The sequence below is a fragment of the Rhodococcus marinonascens NBRC 14363 genome (assembly GCF_001894885.1).
Lineage (GTDB): Bacteria > Actinomycetota > Actinomycetes > Mycobacteriales > Mycobacteriaceae > Rhodococcus_F > Rhodococcus_F marinonascens.
Genome location: NZ_BCXB01000093.1, coordinates 1 through 3,324 on the forward strand (window position 1 = coordinate 1; position 3,324 = coordinate 3,324).

Here is a 3,324-nt window from a genome sequence, read left to right on the forward strand (position 1 = left end):
TTGTTCGCCGACATACACCCGAAGCTGGTGGGCGACTTCGAAGTCCCTTTCCTGGTCCGGGTCCGGGTCCCGGTCCTGGTCGTGGGTCAGGGACGCCTGGGGGTCGAGGACGACGTATCCGATCAGTTGGGTGCCGGCGGTGTCGGATTCGTGGTCGGTGGGGTCGTGGTCGGGGACTGCACCGGTGGGGCGGGCGATGACCGCGGCTTGTGTCACCGAGGGGTGGGTGGTGAGGGTGGCTTCGATTTCGCCGGGTTCGATCCGGAAACCCCGGATTTTGACCTGCTGATCGGCGCGTCCGGCGTAGTCGAGGTTCCCGTCTGCGGTCCAGCGGACCAGGTCCCCGCTGCGGTACAGGCGGCCGCCACCGCCGTCGGTGTCGTAGGGGTTGGGAACGAACCGTTGCGCGGTCAACCCGGGCCGCCGGTGGTAGCCGCGGGCGAGTTGGGCGCCGGCGACATACAGTTCGCCGAGCACCCCGACCGGGACCGGGTGCAGGCCGGGGTCGAGGACGTACACCTGCACAGTGGTGATCGGCTGCCCGATCGGGCTGCGTCCGGGGGTGCCGACACCGGAGGTCAACTCCAGGTGGGTGGCGTACACGGTGGTTTCGGTGATGCCATACATGTTCACCAAGGCAGGGGGGTGGGGGCGTTCGCCCGGGTACCAGCCGTGCAATCGGGCCGGGTCCAGTGTTTCTCCGGCGAAGATCACCATCCGGACCGCCAGTTCCGGCCGGTCGTGTGCGGTGGCGGCCAACTCGTAGAACGCGGACGGGGTCTGGCTGAGGATCGTCACCCCTTCTGTGCGCAGCAACTGCCACAGGTCGGCGGGTGAGCGCACCACTTCCCAGGGCACCACTACCAGCCGGCTGCCGTGTACCAGCGGACCCCACAACTCCCACACCGAGACGTCGAACGCGGGCGAGTGGCACCAGGCCCACACATCGGTGTGCCCGAAACCGGTCCACCGATCCGTGCCCGTCAACAACGCCACCACACTGTGGTGGGTGATGGCAACACCTTTGGGGGTTCCGGTGGATCCGGAGGTGTAGATGAGGTAGGCGAGGTGCGCCGGGTGCAGGGGTGTGACCCGGTCGAGGTCGGTGGGGTCAGCGGCCGGGTCCACACCGGTGTGACCGGGTGCGGGGAGGTCGGGGTCGTCGGTGAGCATCTGCGGGATCGGGTTTGCGGGTAGTGCGGTGTGGGTGGTGGTGTCGGTGAGCAGTAGTTGTGGTTGGGCGTCGTCGAGGATGAATCCGGTGCGGGCGCTGGGGTAGTGGGGGTCGATCGGGAGGTAGGCGGCCCCGGTTTTGAGGACCGCGAGTAACACGATGATCAGGTCCGGGGTGCGGGGCAGGGCGACGGCGACCACGTGGTCGGGGCCGATGCCGGTGTGGATCAGGTGGTGGGCCCACCGGTTGGCGGCGGTGTTCAGTTCGGCGTAGGTGAACTTCCGGTCACCGCTGATCAGGGCCACCCGGTTCGGGGACTGGTGGGCTTGGTGTTCGAACAGGGTGGGCACCGTGACTGCCGGTACATCGGCCGCAGTGTTGTTCCATTCCACGAGGAGTTGGTGGCGTTCGTGGTCGTCGAGGATCTCGATGTCCGCCAACCGGGTGTGGGGGTTGGTGGCGATCGAGTCGAGTATCCGCAGGAACCTGTTCGTGAGGGTGCGGATGGTGTGTTCGTCGAACAGGTCGGTGGCGTATTCGATCATTCCGGGGATGGGTTGGTGGGGTCCGCCGGGGTCGGTGAGGTGGACGAACAGGTCGAATTTCGCGGTGCCGGTCGGCACGGAGACGGGGGTGACGGTCAGGTCGGGGAGGTGGAGGTGGGGCAGGGTGTTGTTCTGCCAGGCGATTCCGACGTGGAAGAGGGGGTGGTGTGCGGTGGTGCGGGTGGGGTTGAGTAGTTCGACCAACCGTTCGAAGGGCAGGTCTTGGTGGTCGTAGGCGGACAGGGCTTTGCCGCGGACCTGGCCGAGGATGTCGTCGATGCGAGGGTTGTGGTCGGTGTTGACCCGTAGCACCCAGGTGTTGACGAAGAATCCGATCAGGTCGGTCAACACGTGGTCGGTGCGGCCGGCGATCGGGCCGCCGAGGGTGAGGTCGGTGCCGGCGCCGTGTTTGTGCAGGAGCACGGCGAAGGCGGATTGCAGCATCATCGACATCGTGGCCCCACGATCACGGGCGAGGTGGTCGAGTCGGTGGTGTAGGTGTGCGGGGACGGTGAAGTCGAGGGTGTTGCCCCGGTAGCTGGCGGTTTTGGGGCGGGGCCGGTCGGTGGGTAGCGCCAGTACTTCCGGTGCCCCCGCCAGTTCGTGGTGCCAGTACCGGTATTGGGTGGCGATCAGGCTGTCCGGGTCGGTGTCGTCGCCGAGGAGGCGTCTTTGCCAGAGGGTGTAGTCGGCGTATTGGACCGGTAGCGGTGCCCAATCCGGTTCCGCACCGGCGCGGCGGGCGGTGTAGGCGTCGGCCACATCCCGGGCCAGGGGACCCATCGAGGCGCCGTCGGCGGCGATGTGGTGGACGACCAGGACCAGCACATGCTGGTCGATACCGGACTCGTCGATACCGAGGCGCAGCACGGTGGCCCGGATGGGGAGGTCGGTGGACAGGTCGAACGGTTGCCGGGCGGCCCGGTCTAGCGCCTGCGTTACTTCGTCTTCGTGGGTGTCGGTGAGGTCGGTGACGGGGATGTCGATGCCGGCCTGGTCGGGGGGCAGGGGGTGTTGGAATGGTTGGCCGTCGGTGTCGGGGTAGAGGGTGCGCAGGCTTTCGTGGCGGGCGATCACATCCCCGATCGCGGCGGTCAGTGCCCCGACGTCGAGTGGTCCGCGTAAACGCAAGGCGACCGGCATGTTGTAGGTGGCGGAGTTGCCCTCGTACCGGTGCAGGAACCACAACCGTTGTTGGGCGTAGGACAACGGGATCCGGTCCGGGCGGGTGGCGGGCAGCAGTGGGGGCCGGGCCGGGGAGCCCTGGTGGAGCAGGGGGGCCAGTGCGGTGATGGTGGGGTTGTCGAACAACACCCGGATGGGCAGTTCGACCCCGAGGGTGGCGCGGACCTTGCTGATCAGGCGGGTCGCGAGGAGGGAATGTCCGCCCATGTCGAAGAAGGAGTCGTCGATCCCGACCCGGGGAACCCCGAGGATGTCGGCGAACAGGGCGGCCAGGGTTTCCTCTTCCCGGGTGCGGGGGGCCCGGTACCGGCCGAGGGTGTAGTCGGGGGCGGGCAGGGCTGTGCGGTCGAGTTTGCCGTTGACGGTCAACGGCAGGTGGTCCAGGACCATGATCGCGGCGGGGACCATGTAGTCGGGGAG

1 protein-coding gene is annotated in these 3,324 nt (G+C 67.7%); it reads right to left on the reverse strand.

The window, feature by feature from the left end; all coding sequences use genetic code 11:
* A partial coding sequence (locus RM2_RS22810) for a non-ribosomal peptide synthetase (protein ID WP_139277924.1) occupies positions 1-3,324 on the reverse strand: 3,324 nt, incomplete at both ends.